The organism is Cellulosimicrobium sp. So1_17, from assembly GCF_055181235.1.
Window position 1 is genome coordinate 3,002,052 of the sequence record NZ_CM143702.1, and the last position, 16,237, is coordinate 3,018,288.

Here is a 16,237-nt window from a genome sequence, read left to right on the forward strand (position 1 = left end):
CGTCAGCCCCAGGTGTCGCGAGGCCCTGGGCCGCGGACGGCGCGCTTCCCCCGGCGGAAGCTGGGCCCCGCCGGGCCCAGCACCGTGACGCTCTCGACGACCCCCTCGCCGACCTCCTGCGCCAGACGTTCGAGCAGGCGGGGGACGAGCAGCCGCACCTGGGTCGCCCACGCCGTCGAGTCCGCGCGCACCACGAGGACCTTGTCCTCGAAGGTCTCCGGCTCGCAGTGGTCGGCGACCTGGTCGCCGACCACCTGGCGCCAGCGGCCGATCACGCCGCCGACCGACACGTCCGCGACCCAGTCGCGCTCCCGCAGCAGGTGCGCCAGGACGTCCGAGAGCAGCTGCGGGTCACGACCGCTCGGACGCGCTCCCGACGTCGGAGAGTCCGCCAGGATCCGACGACGGGGCTCCTGACCGGGCCGCAGACCCTTGGCGCGCGCGGCCGCCTTCGCCCGGTTGAGCGCCTGGCGCGCGACCTCCGCGGGCGGTGTCAGGTCCACCACGTGCCCGACGGGGATGCCCGTCGCTCGCGGAGCGCGGGTGTCGTCGTCGTCGCGTCCGCCACGGTCGTCCGGCTCCGCGCGGCCCTGGGCCGACGAGCTCTCGTCGTCAGGCGTCGACACGGGTCACCGTCCCGTCCTGGACGGCGAAGCGTGCGCCGTCGAGGATCGCCGGGACGTCCTCGGCGACCGCCGCGGTGATGACGACCTGTCCCGCGCCCGCGACGAGCTCGGCGAGGCGGTCGCGACGTCGCGTGTCGAGCTCGGCGAACACGTCGTCGAGCACGAGGACGGGCTCGCCGTCGGGGCCCCACTGGTCCGCCCACAGGAGCGAGTCGAGCCCTGCGGGAGCACCGTCCTTGAGCAGCCGGTAGGACGCGAGGCGCAGCGCGAGAGCGAACGACCACGACTCCCCGTGGCTCGCATAGCCCTTGGCGGGCAGACCGCCCAGCGTCAGGACGAGGTCGTCCCGGTGCGGGCCCACCAGGTTCACCCCGCGCTCGATCTCCTTCGTCCGTACCTCGCGCATGGCATCCAGCATGCGCTTCTCGAGCGTCGCCACCTCGGGGATGCCCGACGTCGGACCGTCACCCGCCACGACGCCCACCGGTGCCTCGGTCCCGCCCGCGTACGCTGTCGCCTCCCCGAGCGCCTCGTCGACCGACGACCGGTAGGCGACGAGCGCCTCTCCCTGCCCTGCGCTCACCTGCTCGTAGGCGTGCGCGACGTAGGGCGTCAGCGCGGCGACGAGCTGGAGCCGCAGGGCGGTGATCTCGGCGCCGAGGCTCGCGAGGCGCGTGTCCCACACGTCGAGGGTGGCGAGGGCGGCCTCCGTGCCGCCCGCCTGCGCGAGGCCCGCACCGTCGTCGGGCACGGGCGGCTCCGACGCGCGCGACGGGCGTCCCCTGCCCTTGCCGCGCAGCGCCGACGCGGACTTCAGCAGCGCGCCACGCTGCCGCAGGACCCTGTCGTAGTCGGCGAGGAGCGCGGACACGCGCGGCACCAGGAGGACGGCGAGCTGGTCGAGGAAACGACGACGACCGTCGGGGTCGCCCTTCACGAGGGCCAGGTCCTCCGGGGCGAACAGGACCGTGCGGAGCACCCCCAGGACGTCGCGGGGGCGGGCGGCAGGGGAGCGGTTGATGCGCGCGCGGTTGGCCTTCCCCGGGTTGAGCTCGATCTCGACCGTGCTCGCTCGCTCCCCGCGCACCACGCGGGTCCGCACGACGGCGCGTGGGGCGCCCGCGCGGACGAGGGCGACGTCCCCTGCGACCCGGTGGCTCGCCAGCGTCGCGACGTAGCCGATCGCCTCGACGAGGTTCGTCTTCCCCTGCCCGTTGGGCCCGACCAGGGCGTTCACGCCCGGTTCGAGCTCGACGTCGACCGTCTCGTAGGAGCGGAAGTCGACGAGGGACAGGTGGGAGACGTACATGGTCTTCTCGGGTAGAGCTCGTCGGGGTCGGGCCGGCGTCGCGTGACCGCGCGGGTCAGGCGGGCGGCTCGAGCGGGCCCGCGCCGGGTGAGGCCGGTCCGGCCGCCTTGACGGCGTGCCCGCCGAACTGCTGCCGCAGCGCCGCGACCGCCTTGAGCGCGGGGGACTGCTCCTGGCGCGACGCGAACCGCGCGAAGAGTGCGGACGAGATGACCGGGAGCGGGACCGCGTTGTCGATCGCCTCGTCGACGGTCCAGCGCCCCTCGCCCGAGTCGTCGACCCAGTCGTCGATCGCGGTGAGCTGCGGGTCCTCCTCGAGCGCCTTGACAAAGAGGTCGAGCAGCCACGAGCGGACGACCGTGCCGCGCGTCCACGCCTTCATCGTGCCGTGCACGTCGGTGACGAGGTCCTTCGCGGCGAGCAGCTCGTAGCCCTCCGCGTACGCCTGCATGAGGCCGTACTCGATGCCGTTGTGGACCATCTTCGCGAAGTGGCCCGCGCCCACCCCGCCCGAGTGGACGAAGCCCTCCTCGCGCGGTCCCTCGGGGCGCAGGGCGTCGAACACCGGCATCGCGGCGTCGACGAGATCCTTCTCCCCGCCGACCATGAGCCCGTAGCCGTTCTCGAGGCCCCAGACGCCGCCGGACACGCCGACGTCGAGATAGCCGACGCCCTTGTGCGCCAGCTCAGCGGCCCTCGCCTGGTCCTCCTGGTAGTACGAGTTGCCGCCCTCGATGACGACGTCGCCCGCACCGAGCAGCTCGCCCAGCTCCGTGACGACGCCACGCGTGGGGTCGCCCGCCGGGACCATGACCCACACGATCCTCGGACCGTCCGTCGGCAGGGCGGCCACGAGGTCGGCGAGCGACGCGACGTCGGACACCTCCGGCCGAGGGTCGTACCCCGTGACCTCGATACCCGCGGCGCGGACGCGCTCGCGCATGTTGTTGCCCATCTTGCCCAGGCCGACGAGTCCGATGCGGGTGACCATGCGAGTCCTCCGGGTCCGTGTGGTGCGCTGTCGGGCGGGTGCCTCAGCCGGCGAAGCGGATGGGGACGAGCAGGTAGCGGTAGGCGGACGAGTCCTCGCCGTCCAGGGACTCCTGCCCGGTGAACTCGACCGGCTTGTTCGGGTGCGTGAAGCTCAGTCGGACGAAGTCCGTGCCGAGCGCGCCCAGGCCGTCGAGCAGGAACTGGGGGTTGAAGGCCACCGAGATCTCCTCGCCGACGAGAACGGCCTCGAGAGCCTCGGACGCCTGTGCGTCGTCACCCTGCCCGGCGTCGAGGACGACCTGGCCGTCCGTGAACGACAGGCGGATCGGGGTGTTGCGCTCCGCGACGAGCGAGACGCGCTTCGCGGCGTCGATGAGGGGCGCGGTGGGGACGACGGCGTGGATCGGCGTCTCGTCGGGGAAGAGACGGCGCACCGCGGGGTAGTCGCCGTCGACGAGCTGCGAGGTCGTGTGGCGGCCGCCCGCCTCGAAGCCGATGAGGTCGACGCCGGCACCCGTGTTCAGGCCGACGTTCACGAGGCCCGAGCCGCCGAGCGACTTCGCGACGTCGTTGAGCGTGCGCGCCCGCACCAGCGCGACCGCCGAGTAGCTGGGCGTGACGGGCGTCCAGGTGAGCTCACGCAGCGCGAGGCGGTACCGGTCGGTCGCGAGCAGCGTGATGCGCTCACCCTCGATCTCCACCCGGACCCCTGTGAGGAGGGGCAGCGTGTCGTCGCGGCTCGCGGCGACGGTGACCTGGGCGACGGCGTGGGTGAGCTCGTCACCGGAGACCGTGCCGGTCAGCTCGGGCATCGCCGGGAGGGCGGGGTACTCCTCGACCGGCATCGTCAGGAGCGTGAACCGGCTCGCACCGCACGTCACGATGACCTTGGTGCCCTCGAGGACGACGTCGACCGGCTTCGCCGGCAGCGCGCGGGAGATCTCGGCCAGCAGACGCCCCGAGACGAGGACCGTGCCCGGTTCGCTCACCTCGGCGGGGATCTCCGAACGTGCGGACACCTCGTAGTCGAAGCTCGAGAGACCGATCGTGCCCGAGGCGTCGGCCTCGAGGCGGACCCCGGCGAGGACGGGAGCAGGGGGACGGGTCGGCAGGGTTCGCGCCGTCCAGGTCACCGCGTCGGCCAGGACATCACGCTCAACCCGGAACTTCATCCCACACCCTCTCGTCCCCACGTCCAGGATCGGACTGATCTTCACACGTGCCGGACGTCCCTGCTCGCCCGTGCCAGCCGGTGCCGCCCTGTGCGTCAGGACCGGGGTACCGGCGCCCGCTCGACGGCGGCGTGCGCGGTGCGTCCGGATGGTGCGGTCGGGATCTCGGCGGGGGTGGGGAAGAACGTCCTGTCCAGCATGAACAGTACGCGAGGACGACGTTGGGGAGGAACCGGGAGCGTCGGGGACGTGGACGGTGGTGGCGGTGGCCGGTGAGATCTCGGCAGGGTGCGGCACGGTCGCTCGTCCCGGCCTGATGAAGGCGCTCGAAATTTCTCCCTGATAGATCGTTCGTCGTCGTCATAGGGGTTGTGCAAACGGTGGAAAACGGGTCTTTGGGCAGGTCAGAGGCTACTTCTGGGTGTGGACCGGGCCGTGGGCAGGGTGTGGGTAAGTCGCGCGGCCTGTGGGCGGCGCATCTTTCCCCACACCCTGTCCACCGAGCGGAGGTGCTCTGTCCACACCTGGAGGCCCGTCGTCCACAGTTATCCACAGCGAGATGCACAACTGTGTACACCCATCGGGGAGGAGCAGTCCGCCCGTGGAGCGGTCATCCACAGCATGATGTGGGAAAACGCGGTGATCTCGCTCGTCCCGGGTGGGGATCGTGACGGTGTGGTCGGCTCGGACGGCTGCGGTTCGAACGATGTGGTTGCCCACAGGTGTCCTGTGGATGGGTGTGGATATCTCCGCCCACACCGTGTGCACGACGGACCTCGACGCGGCCGCTCGTGCCGAGCCACGGCGGGACGGGAGAGCAGACGAGTCGGTCCGCGGGCGCGACGAGGACCGGCCACACGGTGCCGTGGCATGCATCACGCTGTCCTCTGCCACGGGTGACGCGGTCGTGCAGCAGGGCTGCAGAAGCGCTGGAGGTCCCGACGAGGTGGGCGCGGGGAAGGGGTGACCACAGCGACGGTGACGTCCGCGGGTGGTGGTGGCGGACGGTCCGACGGCGACGGACGTGCCGACGGTCAGCCGCGGTGCTGCTGCTTGATACGGCTCGTGAGCTCCGTGACCTGGTTGTAGGTCGAGCGCCGCTCCGCCATCTGCTCGGTGATCTTGCGGTTCGCGTGCATCACCGTCGTGTGGTCGCGGCCGCCGAACTGCTGACCGATCTTCGGCAGCGAGAGGTCCGTCAGCTCGCGGCACAGGTACATGGCGATCTGCCGGGCCGTCACGAGGACCCGGGAGCGGGAGCTGCCGCAGAGGTCCTCGATGGTCAGACCGAAGTAGGCCGCGGTCTGCGCGATGATCGCGGCCGGTGTGATCTCCGCGGAGTCCTCGTCCGTGATGAGGTCCTTGAGGACGATCTCCGCCAGCGGCAGGTCCACCTGCTGACGGTTGAGGTTCGCGAAGGCGGTCACCCGGATGAGGGCGCCCTCGAGCTCTCGGATGTTCGTCGAGATGCGCGAGCCGATGTACGACAGCACGTCGTCGGGGGCGTTGAGCCGCTCGCTGCTCGCCTTCTTGCGCAGGATGGCGATGCGCGTCTCGAGGTCCGGCGGCTGGACGTCGGTGATGAGGCCCCACTCGAACCGGGACCGCAGGCGGTCCTCGAAACCGTTGAGCTGCTTGGGCGGCAGGTCGGACGTGATGACGACCTGCTTGTTCGCGTTGTGGAGGGCGTTGAAGGTGTGGAAGAACTCCTCCATCGTCTGCTCCTTGCCCTGCAGGAACTGGATGTCGTCGATGAGGAGGACGTCGACGTCCCGGTAGCGGCGCTGGAACGCTCCCGCCTTGCCCTCACCGATCGAGTTGATGAAGTCGTTGGTGAACTCCTCCGAGTTCACGTACCGCACCCGGACGTTGGGGTACAGGTTGTGGGCGTAGTGCCCGATCGCGTGGAGGAGGTGCGTCTTGCCCAGACCCGAGTCGCCGTAGATGAAGAGCGGGTTGTACGCCTTGGCGGGTGCCTCGGCGACCGCCACGGCTGCGGCGTGCGCGAACCGGTTGGACGAGCCGATGACGAACGTCTCGAAGACGTACTTGGGGTTGAGCCGGCTCGGTTCGGCCTGTGGACGAGGAGGAGGCGGTGGCGCAAGGTCGGGGAGGTCGTCGTCCGGGTCGACGTACGGGCGCTCGACGGCGGGCCGTGAGGCAGGCGCCAGGACGGGCTCCGAGCTCAGCTCGGGGTCGACGGTGATGCCGAAGCGGACGTCCCTGCCGAGGCACGACGACATGGCGTTCACCAGCTCGTCGCGGACCCTGGTCTCGAGATAGGTACGCGTCTGCTCGTGGGGAACGGCGATGAAGACGGTGTCGTCGAGGATCGCGAGCGGCTTCGCCAGGCGGATGAACGCGATCTGGCGCGGGGTGATGTCCGGACTCGCCTCGAGGATGCTCAGGGTCTGTGCCCAGACGTCGGCGATGCTGTCGGCCGGGTTCGCCACGGGCGGTGTCCTCACGAGGTCGAGGGTGTGCGTCGACGTGCGATGGCCGCGCGACGGAAGGCGCGAGTGGCGAGGGTCGACGGGTGTCTGGGGGGTGGTGCTGAGGTCGATCGTGCCACGTCAAGGCCTCATCCACATAGTTGTCCACAGGCTGTGGGTTACTAGCGTGACAATCGGCTGAGGTCAAGACGCGAGGAGGGACGAGGTGAGGATCGGGCCTCGCGGACGGCCGGCGACCCACGCGGCAAGGCCTCGGTAGGGACTGGTGCCGCCATCGGATCGGTGTGGTGCTGTCGTGAGGGCCTCGCCGTACCCGGGCTGGTTTGACCTGAGGACATCCGGCAGCGTAGCGTCATACAGCCGTTCCAGGTGCTCTTGGCGCGCCCGCGTGGTCAGCGTGGGTCGAGCTGCGGCCGAGGCGCTTTCCCACAGGATCAGCGCGCTGCACACGGTCCACGTGCTGCTCGCACCAGGACGGCCGACGAGAGGGAAACCTGTCGTCAGCGCCACCCGAACCACCGACAGGGTCCACCGGAGCCTGTCACTGCATCGTCGAGGACATAGACGGTGTACCTCCCCGACGTTCTTGGAGTACCTCGTGAGCAAGCGGACCTTCCAGCCGAACACCCGGCGCCGTGCGAAGACCCACGGCTTCCGGCTGCGTATGCGGACCCGTGCCGGCCGCGCCATCCTGGCTGCCCGCCGTCGCAAGGGCCGCACCGAGCTCTCTGCCTGATCGCGTGCTCCCCGCGGCGCACCGACTGCGCCGTTCCGTAGATTTCGAACGGGCGGTGCGCCGCGGCGTGCGTGCTGGCAGGTCGACCGTGGTCGTCCACCTCTCCGAGGATGCTCGGGGCGAGGACGCGCCACAGGTCGGCTTTGTCGTATCCAAGGCGGTGGGGAACGCGGTGCACCGGAACCTCGTCAAGCGCCGCCTCCGCGCTTCCGTCGCGACGCATCTCGCAGCCCTCCCGGCGCGCAGTCGGACAGTCGTCAGAGCGCTCCCGGCCTCTGGGTCGGCGACCTTCGAGCAGCTCGACCGTGACGTCGCCCGTGGTCTTGACCGTGCCGTCTCCCGGTGGCGCGAGCACGAGAGCGCGCGGCCGTGACCGCGACTCGGATGCGGGACGCCCAGGCGACGAGCACGGTCGACGACGGTCCCGACTCCCCGGATCAGCAGCCGGACGCTGCCCGTGCGGGCGCGACGCACGCGGTGATCGATCTCCTGCGTCGCGTCCCGGCACTGGCTCTGATCGGGATGATCCGGGCGTACCAGTCCGTGATCTCGCCCATGACCGGGCCCACCTGCAAGTACTACCCGTCCTGCTCCCAGTACGCCCTGACCGCTGTCCGGCGGCATGGTGCGCTGCGCGGCACGGGCCTCGCTCTCTGGAGGTTGCTCCGCTGCAACCCCTGGAGCCTTGGCGGGGTCGACGACGTGCCGCCGGCACGAGACGCGCACACGCACCAGTCCTGAGCCCCGCAGCGGGCGATTCACGAGCTTTGTCAGAAGGTTAGGGAGCAGTCACCGATGGACTTCTTCGCGTTCCTCGCCCCCATCGAATGGGCCGTGGCGTGGATCATGTACCTGTGCCACCAGGGCCTGACGTACCTGGGCTTCTCCGACGGTCCCGGACCGGCGTGGGTCCTGTCGATCGTGGGCCTCGTCATCATCATCCGTATCCTGCTCATCCCGCTCTTCTTCAAGCAGATCAAGGCGTCGCGCGGCATGCAGATGCTGCAGCCCGAGATGCAGGCGATCCAGAAGAAGTACAAGGGCAAGTCGGACCCGGCGTCCCGTGAGGCGATGAGCCGCGAGACGATGGAGCTGTACAGGAAGCACGGGACCAACCCGTTCGCCTCCTGCATGCCGATCCTGCTGCAGTCGCCGATCTTCTTCGCTCTCTTCCGCGTGCTGAACGGGCTCGTGCCCATCTCGACCGGCCAGGACGACCCGATCGGCCCGATCGACGCGTCGGTCGCGAGCGACATCGAGAGCTCGTCGGTCTTCGGCGCGAACCTGTCGGACATCTTCCTGAGGACCGACGATCTCCAGGCACGGATCGTCATCGCGGTGCTCATCGTGGCGATGTGCGCCACGACCTTCTTCACGCAGCGCCAGCTGACGATGAAGAACATGCCGAAGGCCGCTCTCGAGGGCCCGATGGCTTCGACGCAGAAGATGATGCTCTACGTCTTCCCCTTCATCTTCGCGGTCTCGGGTGTCAACTTCCCGGTCGGTGTCCTCGTCTACTGGACCACGACGAACCTGTGGTCCATGGGGCAGCAGTTCTACACGATCCGCCGGATGCCCGCGCCCGGCTCGGAGGCGGAGCGTCTGCTCAAGGAGCGCCAGGCACGCAAGAAGGCGGCCAAGGGCGTCGTCGAGGACGCAGCTCCGGTCATCGAGGAGCCGCGCGGCCAGCGCCAGCAGCCGAAGCGCAAGGACCGCCAGAAGAGCCGGCCGCAGATCTCCGGGCCGGCCGCTGCGACCAACGGGCAGAAGAACCCGATCGAGGACGCACCTGTCGTCGATGAGGGCCCGAGTGATCCGCCAGCCACGGGGCCGGCGAAGAAGCCCAAGAAGAAGCAGTAGACCCCGCGCCGTCGCGCGACCCTGCCGCACCGAGGAGCATCCGTATGCCATCAACCGATACCCCCGTGCCCGACGACACCACCGCCGAGGAGACCACGTCCCGACAGCCGACCCGCCTCGAGGAGGAGGGTGAGATCGCGGCCGACTACCTGGAAGAGCTGCTCGACATCGCCGATCTCGGTGGCGACATCGACATCGACGTCGAGCACGATCGTGCGGCGGTCGAGATCGTCGCGGACGACGACTCCGAGCTCGGGGTCCTGGTCGGCGAGGACGGCGAGGTGCTCGAGGCCCTTCAGGAGCTGACCCGGCTCGCCGTTCAGGCACGGACGGGGGAGCGGAGTCGTCTCATGCTGGACGTCGCCGGGTTCCGTGCGCAGCGGCGTCGTGAGCTGACGGCACTGGCCGAAGAGGCGATCGCGAAGGTCCGTGTCGAGGGGGCAACGGTGACCATGGACCCGCTGAACGCCTTCGAGCGAAAGGTCGTCCACGACGCCGTTGCGGCGGCCGGCCTCCGCAGCGACTCCGAGGGCACGGAACCCCAGAGGTACGTGGTCATCCATCCCGCCCAGTAGTCGTGCCACCGAGCGCCCCCTTGTTTCACGTGAAACGGGGGGCGCTCGTCGTTGGTGAGGATGTGTCGCCGAGGAGTCACGGTCGGCGTCGAGAGGTGTTTCACGTGAAACGATGGAGCGTGGAACGAGACGAGGGAGGACAACGGATTCATGGATGCTGAGATGGAGGCTGAGCTCGGGTCGCGGTTCGGCGAGTCGGAGCTGGCGGCCTACTTCGGTGACGCGTATCCCCAGGTCGCGACCTACGCGCGGCGCCTCGCGGACGAGGGAGAGCTCCGTGGCCTGATCGGTCCGCGCGAGGTGCCCCGGATCTGGGATCGACACATCCTGAACTCCGCTGCTGTGGTTCCGTTCCTTCCGGAGAGCGGCCTGATCGCGGATATCGGGTCGGGTGCGGGTCTCCCGGGGATCGTGGTGGCCGCGCTGCGCCCCGAAGCGTCGGTCTACCTGGTCGAACCGATGGAGCGTCGCTGTGCGTGGCTGACGGAGATCGCCGACGACCTTGGTCTGGCCAACATCGAGGTCAAGCGAGGGCGCGCCGAAGAGTTTCACGGGGCGTTCGAGTGCGACGCAGTGACGTCCCGCGCTGTCGCCTCCCTCGACAAGCTGGTGCGGATGTCGATGCCCCTGGTACGACCGGGCGGAGAGATGATCGTCCTGAAGGGGCGAAACGTCGCCCAAGAGGTCGACCCTGCGCGGAAGGCGATCCGCAAGTTCAAGGGGTCCGACCCTGAGATCTTCGACGCGCCGACGATCCCCGGAGTGGAGAGTACGACCGTCGTCCGTATCGTGCGGCAGACTGGGACCCGCTGAGCAGGCGTCTCGGGATCGACGAGGCGTGTGACGAGAGACCTGTCGGGGAGAGCCTCGAAGGCCCGGTCCATGAAGCTCGGCGTCTGCTGGTCGAAGAGTCGAAGAGGGAGAGGCGCGTGACCGAGAGCACCCACGAGGTCGACACCGGTGCTACGGGCTGGGACGGCGGTGCCGACAGGCTCTCGGAAGGGAGCGTCCCCGCCGAGGACGATCGGCGTGCCGCCCTCATGGCAAGCCTCCCTCAGACGGACGAGAGCACACCGCTGGCGTCACAGCTAGCCATCGATGCGCGTCGTCGGATCGATCTCCAAGGACGCCGGTTCCCCCGACCGACCGCTACGCGGATCATCACCGTCGCCAACCAGAAGGGCGGCGTCGGGAAGACCACCACGACGGTGAACATCGCTGCGGGCCTTGCGCAGGCCGGCTTGAACGTGCTGGTCATCGACAACGACCCTCAAGGCAACGCGTCGACAGCTCTGGGAGTCGACCACCGTGCTGGTACTCCGTCGATCTACGAAGTCCTGGTCGACGGCTCACCTCTGGAGTCGGCGGTTCAGCAGTGCCCCGACATCCCGACCCTGTGGTGCGTCCCGGCAACGATCGACCTCTCGGGTGCGGAGATCGAGCTCGTGTCGATGGTTTCACGTGAAACGCGGCTACGACGCGCGCTCGATGTGTACCTCGAGCAGCGCGTCGCCGCGGGTCTCGACCCGATCGACTACGTGCTCGTCGACTGCCCGCCAAGCCTTGGCCTCTTGACCATCAACGCGTTCGTCGTCGGGCGTGAGGTGCTCATTCCGATCCAGTGCGAGTACTACGCGCTGGAAGGCTTGAGTCAGCTCCTCAAGACCATCGAGCTGATCAAGGCTCACCTCAACCCCGGCCTGCACGTCTCCACCATTCTTCTCACCATGTATGACGGGCGGACGAACCTCGCGCAGCAGGTCGCGTCGGAGGTGAGAGAGCACTTCCCGGACCAGACGCTCCGCACGACTGTCCCGCGATCCGTGAGAATCTCCGAAGCACCCAGTCATGGACAGACAGTCATGACCTACGACGCAGGGTCGACGGGCGCGCTGGCGTACCTCGAAGCAGCGCGCGAGCTGACCCAGCGTGCGCCAGGCGTCGTGGCTCCGTTGGACCCGTCGCAGAACGGACGGTCGATGGATATGAGCACCGCTGGGCAGCAGCTCGAGGCGGACGTGGACGCGGATCGAGGCTCGGAGCCTGCTCCGAGCGCAGGGCGGCCTGCCACCAGCCTCTCGGAGCATGGCGGCGTCGAATCGCTCGACCACCGCGCCGCCAACCCAGAGCAAGGCGTCGACAACCCGGAGCACACCATCACGTCCCCTGACGACAGTCCTGGCAGCTCGCAACGTGCCGATGAGGCTCGGGAGCAGCGCGAGGACGGCTCGGAGCACGGGGCGGGCAGCGTGACGGACGCCGACGACTTGGATGGTGTCCGGATGACGAGGAACGAGCACGAGTTCGCCGCGTCCATCGGTGGACCGGCAGTCCGACTGGAGGAGCAGCGATGAGTGAGAAGCGGCGCGGATTGGGACGCGGTCTCGGTGCGTTGATCCCGACGAGCTCAGAGGGCAAGCGCCCCGTCGACGTGTTCTTTCCGAGCGCGCCGGCGAACGATGGCGACACGCACGGCAAGGAGTCGATCGCGGACGTCACGGCCGCTCCTGGCGTCGACCCCGTGCAGGGTTCCGGTGCGGAGACTGCCGTCGCAACGCTCGACGGCACGCCCGGTCCCGCTGACGTCATCGGAGTCGTCAGCCTCTCGGAGCAGGACCTGGCTGAGCTCAGCGCCCTCGAAGAGGCACAGACGGATCAGGCTGCTCGTGCTGAGCAGCCGTTCATCGCGAGGGAAGCGCCTGCGAGCGAGGCTCAAGGCCCTGCGACAGACGCTGCGGCCATGGATTCCGACACCACCGTTTCACGTGAAACATCCGAGGTTGCCCTGGGCGAGAATGAGGGAACCTCGCCGTCAGCGGGTGCGGACCCGCTCGACGCGGAGCTGCAGTGGGTCGGAGGCGCCGGAGACGACCTCGTGCCCGTCCCGGGCGCGCGATTCGCCGAGATCCCTGTCGAGTCGATCCGGCCGAACCCGCGGCAGCCACGGACCGTCTTCGATGACAGTGATCTCGAGGAGCTCGTCGGTTCTATCCGAGAGATCGGCGTCCTCCAGCCGATCGTGGTTCGTCCCGTGCCGGGGGAGAACGGCTCCTACGAGCTCATCATGGGTGAGCGTCGCTGGCGCGCGACTCAGGCGGCAGGCATGTCCGCCATCCCGGCGATCGTGCGCGAGACCGACGACGCAGACCTCCTGCGCGACGCGCTCCTCGAGAACCTGCACCGGAGTGCGCTGAACCCGCTGGAAGAGGCAGCTGCCTACCGACAGCTTCTGGACGACTTCGGCTGCACTCACGAAGAGCTCGCCGAGCGGATCTCCCGGAGCCGCCCGCAGATCTCGAACACTCTGCGCCTGCTGCGGCTCCCTCCTCTCGTCCAGCGCAGGGTTGCAGCCGGCGTCCTGTCCGCCGGCCATGCCCGCGCGTTGCTGGGTCTCACCGACGGCGGTGAGATCGAGCGACTGGCTCAGCGCATCGTCGCGGAAGGGCTCTCCGTGCGCGCCACGGAGGAGATCGTCGCCATGGGCGGGTTGGACCAGGAGCGTCGGCAGGCTCGGACCCCGAGGGCGGGACAGCGTTCCGCTGCCATCGACGAGCTGGCAACGCGTCTGTCCGATCGGTTCGAGACGCGGGTCAAGGTCGATCTCGGGAAGAACAAGGGCCGCCTGACGGTGGAGTTCGCGTCTGTGGAGGACCTGAACAGGATCCTCGACGTGATGGCTCCGGAGGATCCGGGTCTGCTGCGGCAGTAGTTATGGCGGAGTACGGCAAGGTGCGTGCGGCGTCCGGGTATCTCTCGCCCGCCGGCCCGTCGGCCCGTCGGCCCGTCGGCCCGTCGGCCCGTCGGCCCGTCGGCGGTTGGCCTGGCCTGCCTACGCGTGGCACAGGCGAGCCTCCGGGCGACGCATCGCGGCACGGTCTCCCCAGGCTGCGTCGGACTCAGCCAGTTCGTCCGCGCCTTTGCACGCGGACAACGCATCCATCCGTTCCCCGACGACGGGCTGTTTCACGTGAAACGGGACCGACAACGCCCGATCCCAGAGTTCTCTGGCAGGCCAGAGAGAACGCCCGGCGGCCGTCAGTCGGTCCGGTCGGTTCCACGTGAAACGTCCATGACCCGGATGCCAGAGCGACGTGATGGCGGGGTGCGGAGGCGCTGAGAACGCGTCAGATGCGAACCATCGTCAGGCCGGTACGACCGGTTTCACGTGAAACACGGCTGAGTCCGTCACCAGAGGGATGGAGCTCTTTCGAGCGACTGTTGCCACGCGACGCTCCCGTTCCGACCAGGCGGCACTCGTTCGAGCGGCACGGACGGCAATCGTTCGAGCAGCACTGGCGGCACATCTGCGATCAGTACCGAACTCGCACGCAGCCGGTGAAAAGGACGTGACCCGGCGGATGTTGAGAGGGATCCTCGGTTCGTGCACCCGTCGTTCGCCCCTGAGACCACCGCCGACCAAGCACGTGCTTCGCTCGAGTCGGCAGGGTGGCGCCTGGTCGGAGCGGGGGACTGGGCGTGGGTGCTCGCCTCCCCGGACGATCTCTGGGCGGCTCGCGTCACGCCCTTCGACCCGGCCTTCCGCCTCTTCGCCGATGCCTGCCTCGTAGGCTCGCTGAATCGTTTCCTCGTCCGGATCGACAGTCTCGTCCCGCTGCGCCACAAGGGGTACGTCGTCTACATGGAACGCCTCCACCCCGCAGACGAGGACCGCGCCGCACGACTCGTGAGGTCTCTCGGTATGGGCGGCACAACCAGCGCGCATTCTCAGGGCTCCCGCGCCGACCTGGTGGAGCACGCCGCCATCGACGATCTGCGCCTCCGGATCAACGACCTGCTGGCAACGGGTGTGCGACGCTTTCGGACCTGGGGCGGAGCAGACATCCGTCCGGGCAACATCCTGCAGACGGCGGGCGGTCAGCTGCGCCTCACGGACCCTCTCTTCGTCCACGGCCCGACTATCGTCACGGCGATCCGTGAGGGGCGTGCCGATGCGCTCGGAGACTTCTCGCGCGCGGACCTCGAGGATTTCCTGCGGATCCCCGCCTTCGCGCGAGGCACGGACACGGAAGCACTGCGGTCTGCGTTGGACGCTCTCGGTGTCGAGAGCTCATGACCAGCGCTCCCGATCGCACGATGCCAGCGGCCCCGTCGGTCGGGTAATTCACATTCCCCGCAGTGGGCACGACGGTGCCGACGAGCAGGGAGGTTCCACGTGAAACACCGGAACCTCTCGGGGCTACGGCGTGCCACGATCGAGACCTGAGAGCCGTACGTCGCGGGCCTGGCGTGTTTCACGTGAAACGCTGGTCGTCCCGCGCGAGGGGCAGGGGAGCAGGACAACAGGGTCGCGCGGAGCAAGTGCGCGCGACGACCGCTGTCGCCGGCCGTGGGAGGGCGGGCCAGTCAGGGCTCGCTGTCCGACGCGGCCGGACACGGCCGAGCGCGAGCTCAGCGCGAGCGGACGTGGAGGTCCACGAGAGCACGGTACAGAGCGGGCAGATCAGCCCCGGCCGCTCGCGCTGCCTGCGGGAACAGTGACGTCTCCGTCATTCCCGGTGCCACGTTGACCTCGAGGAACTGCACCACTCCGTCGGGGTCCACGATGACGTCGGTACGGGAGAGGTCGCGCAGCCCGAGAGCGGAGTGCGCCCGAACGGCCACGTCCTGCACCGCCTGGAGAACGGAGTCGTCGAGACGGGCCGGAGCGAAGTACTCGGTTCGGCCGGGGTTGTACCGCGCGTCGTAGTCGTAGGGGCCGTCGGTCACGATCTCGACCGGCGGGAGTGCAGAGGGACCGGAGCCGAGGTCGACGACGCTCACCGCGAGCTCTACCCCCTGCACGGCGCGCTCGATGAGCGCGACCTCCCCATACGCGAAGCAGTTCACCATCGCGCGAGGGAGTGCATCGGCCGAGGTGACGAGCGTGACCCCGAGGGCAGAGCCGCCGTGGGTGGGCTTGACCACGAGGGGCAGTCCCAGGCGTGCCACGACGGCATCGAGGACCGGTTGCGCGCCGAGCTCGCGGAACAGGCTCTGGGGGAGCGTCACGTACTCGGGGGTGGTGATCCCGGCGCCGAGCACGGTGCTCTTCGCCACCGGCTTGCTCCAGGCGGAGCGGCTCTGCCGGGGCCCGGTTCCGACGTAGGCCAGCCCGAGCAGCTCGAGCATGTCGCGAACGGACCCGTCCTCTCCGCTGGCGCCGTGGAGGAGGGGCCACACGACGTCGGGGCGGTGCTTGTCCAGGAAGGACAGGAGCGTCGCGTCGAGGTCGTGCACGGACACGTCGAGGCCGGCGGCGCGCAGGCTCTCGGCGACGCGTCGACCTGACCTCAGAGAGACGTCTCGCTCGTGCGAGAGCCCACCGGCGAGGATCACGACATGCCCTGCAGGCTCCGAAGTCGTGTCAGCGCCTTCTGCACGAAAGCGCTGGTCAGAAGGCTGACCCGTACCCTCCGTCCCCACCGGACGGGATGTGTCGCCCTCTGCCGCGCGCGCCGTGCGCTCGTCGGCCTGCGAGGGGGTGCCTGTGGTCGTGTCCACGGTCGGACTCCT

Annotated in this window: 15 protein-coding genes; 9 read left to right on the forward strand and 6 right to left on the reverse strand. The window is 69.2% G+C overall.

The genetic code is table 11. The features are described 5' to 3' along the window. Positions 1 to 2 precede the first annotated feature (2 nt). From ACZCLJ_RS13215 to dnaA, 5 genes are all read right to left on the reverse strand, one after another. The gene (locus tag ACZCLJ_RS13215) at positions 3 to 503 is read right to left on the reverse strand and encodes a DciA family protein (protein WP_463106409.1); all 501 of its coding nucleotides are present in this window, start codon (positions 501 to 503) and stop codon (positions 3 to 5) included. A 109-nt stretch (positions 504 to 612) separates the two neighbouring features. Beyond that, positions 613 to 1,935, reverse strand: coding sequence for a DNA replication/repair protein RecF (locus ACZCLJ_RS13220; RefSeq protein ID WP_463104028.1), 1,323 nt, complete (start codon positions 1,933 to 1,935; stop codon positions 613 to 615). Between the two features lie 55 nt (positions 1,936 to 1,990). Further along, the gene (gene gnd / locus ACZCLJ_RS13225; RefSeq protein WP_251152958.1) at positions 1,991 to 2,926 is read right to left on the reverse strand and encodes a phosphogluconate dehydrogenase (NAD(+)-dependent, decarboxylating); all 936 of its coding nucleotides are present in this window, start codon (positions 2,924 to 2,926) and stop codon (positions 1,991 to 1,993) included. A gap of 43 nt (positions 2,927 to 2,969) precedes the next feature. Next, positions 2,970 to 4,100, reverse strand: coding sequence for a DNA polymerase III subunit beta (dnaN, locus tag ACZCLJ_RS13230; RefSeq protein ID WP_251152957.1), 1,131 nt, complete (start codon positions 4,098 to 4,100; stop codon positions 2,970 to 2,972). Positions 4,101 to 5,134: 1,034 nt separating this feature from the next. Next, complete coding sequence (dnaA, locus tag ACZCLJ_RS13235; RefSeq protein WP_463104029.1) at positions 5,135 to 6,568, reverse strand: chromosomal replication initiator protein DnaA; 1,434 nt, start codon at positions 6,566 to 6,568, stop codon at positions 5,135 to 5,137. 583 nt (positions 6,569 to 7,151) lie between these two features. On the opposite strand from dnaA, the gene rpmH reads away from it, so the two are divergent. The 9 genes from rpmH to ACZCLJ_RS13280 all read left to right on the forward strand — a co-directional run bounded on the left by rpmH (position 7,152) and on the right by ACZCLJ_RS13280 (position 14,798). Continuing rightward, positions 7,152 to 7,289 carry a 50S ribosomal protein L34 gene (gene rpmH / locus ACZCLJ_RS13240; RefSeq protein WP_012880118.1) on the forward strand — a complete coding sequence of 46 codons (138 nt, stop codon included), beginning with the start codon at positions 7,152 to 7,154 and terminating at the stop codon, positions 7,287 to 7,289. Positions 7,290 to 7,293: 4 nt separating this feature from the next. Then, complete coding sequence (gene rnpA / locus ACZCLJ_RS13245) at positions 7,294 to 7,662, forward strand: ribonuclease P protein component (RefSeq protein WP_463104030.1); 369 nt, start codon at positions 7,294 to 7,296, stop codon at positions 7,660 to 7,662. Next, complete coding sequence (gene yidD / locus ACZCLJ_RS13250; protein ID WP_463104031.1) at positions 7,659 to 8,030, forward strand: membrane protein insertion efficiency factor YidD; 372 nt, start codon at positions 7,659 to 7,661, stop codon at positions 8,028 to 8,030. Before rnpA ends, yidD begins: the two co-directional genes overlap by 4 nt. 54 nt (positions 8,031 to 8,084) lie before the next feature. Next, on the forward strand, positions 8,085 to 9,149 hold the full coding sequence (gene yidC, locus ACZCLJ_RS13255) for a membrane protein insertase YidC (RefSeq protein WP_463104032.1): 1,065 nt from the start codon (positions 8,085 to 8,087) through the stop codon (positions 9,147 to 9,149). Positions 9,150 to 9,193: 44 nt separating this feature from the next. Next, a complete protein-coding gene (locus tag ACZCLJ_RS13260) occupies positions 9,194 to 9,724 on the forward strand; it encodes a Jag family protein (RefSeq protein WP_463104033.1) in 531 nt (176 codons plus the stop codon). A 150-nt stretch (positions 9,725 to 9,874) separates the two neighbouring features. Next, a complete protein-coding gene (rsmG, locus tag ACZCLJ_RS13265) occupies positions 9,875 to 10,537 on the forward strand; it encodes a 16S rRNA (guanine(527)-N(7))-methyltransferase RsmG (RefSeq protein ID WP_463104034.1) in 663 nt (220 codons plus the stop codon). Between the two features lie 116 nt (positions 10,538 to 10,653). Further along, complete coding sequence (locus ACZCLJ_RS13270; RefSeq protein ID WP_463104035.1) at positions 10,654 to 12,078, forward strand: ParA family protein; 1,425 nt, start codon at positions 10,654 to 10,656, stop codon at positions 12,076 to 12,078. Continuing rightward, on the forward strand, positions 12,075 to 13,433 hold the full coding sequence (locus tag ACZCLJ_RS13275) for a ParB/RepB/Spo0J family partition protein (RefSeq protein ID WP_463104036.1): 1,359 nt from the start codon (positions 12,075 to 12,077) through the stop codon (positions 13,431 to 13,433). Before ACZCLJ_RS13270 ends, ACZCLJ_RS13275 begins: the two co-directional genes overlap by 4 nt. 672 nt (positions 13,434 to 14,105) lie before the next feature. Next, a complete protein-coding gene (locus tag ACZCLJ_RS13280; protein WP_463104037.1) occupies positions 14,106 to 14,798 on the forward strand; it encodes a hypothetical protein in 693 nt (230 codons plus the stop codon). A gap of 335 nt (positions 14,799 to 15,133) precedes the next feature. Here ACZCLJ_RS13280 and ACZCLJ_RS13285 read toward each other — a convergent pair whose 3' ends face one another. Next, entirely contained in the window at positions 15,134 to 16,060 is a 927-nt protein-coding gene (locus ACZCLJ_RS13285; protein WP_251152951.1) for a D-alanine--D-alanine ligase family protein, read from the reverse strand. Positions 16,061 to 16,237: the final 177 nt, after the last annotated feature.

Coding starts and splice junctions, on each gene's coding strand:
- ACZCLJ_RS13260 (WP_463104033.1), top strand. CDS start 9,194: ATGCCATCAACCGATACCCCCGTGCCCGACGACACCACCGCCGAGGAG.
- ACZCLJ_RS13275 (WP_463104036.1), top strand. CDS start 12,075: ATGAGTGAGAAGCGGCGCGGATTGGGACGCGGTCTCGGTGCGTTGATC.
- ACZCLJ_RS13220 (WP_463104028.1), bottom strand. CDS start 1,935: ATGTACGTCTCCCACCTGTCCCTCGTCGACTTCCGCTCCTACGAGACG.
- gnd (WP_251152958.1), bottom strand. CDS start 2,926: ATGGTCACCCGCATCGGACTCGTCGGCCTGGGCAAGATGGGCAACAAC.
- dnaN (WP_251152957.1), bottom strand. CDS start 4,100: ATGAAGTTCCGGGTTGAGCGTGATGTCCTGGCCGACGCGGTGACCTGG.
- yidC (WP_463104032.1), top strand. CDS start 8,085: ATGGACTTCTTCGCGTTCCTCGCCCCCATCGAATGGGCCGTGGCGTGG.
- rsmG (WP_463104034.1), top strand. CDS start 9,875: ATGGATGCTGAGATGGAGGCTGAGCTCGGGTCGCGGTTCGGCGAGTCG.